Annotated in this window: 1 pseudogene; it reads left to right on the forward strand. The window is 62.2% G+C overall.

The features are described from left to right. Positions 1-432 (forward strand): annotated as a pseudogene (locus tag J9889_RS23740) (DeoR/GlpR family transcriptional regulator); the annotation flags it as partial. Positions 433-447 lie beyond the last annotated feature (15 nt).

Here is a 447-nt window from a genome sequence, read left to right on the forward strand (position 1 = left end):
CTGCTCGACCACCGGGAGCTGCGCGTGGTCACCAACAACCTGAACGTCGCCAGCATCCTGACCGCCAAGGATGACTTCACCGTCATCATCGCCGGCGGTGAAATTCGCAACCGGGATGGCGGCATTGTCGGGGAGGCGACCCGCGACTTCATCGGCCAGTTTCGCATGGACTACGGCGTCATCGGCATCTCGGGCATCGACAGCGACGGCTCCCTGCTCGATTTCGACTATCACGAGGTGAAGATCGCTCAGGCCATCATCGCCCACTCCCGCCAGGTGTTCCTGGCCGCCGACCACACCAAGTTTGGCCGCAACGCCATGGTCAACCTCGGCAACCTCAACCAGATCCACGCCCTGTTCACGGATCAGGAGCCGCCGGAGAAGCTGATGCGACTGATGTCCCAGCATCAGATCGCCTGCCATATCTGCTGAGCTTCCCCGCACAGG

The organism is Aeromonas sp. PrichA-15, from assembly GCF_017939245.1.
Lineage (GTDB): Bacteria > Pseudomonadota > Gammaproteobacteria > Enterobacterales > Aeromonadaceae > Aeromonas > Aeromonas caviae.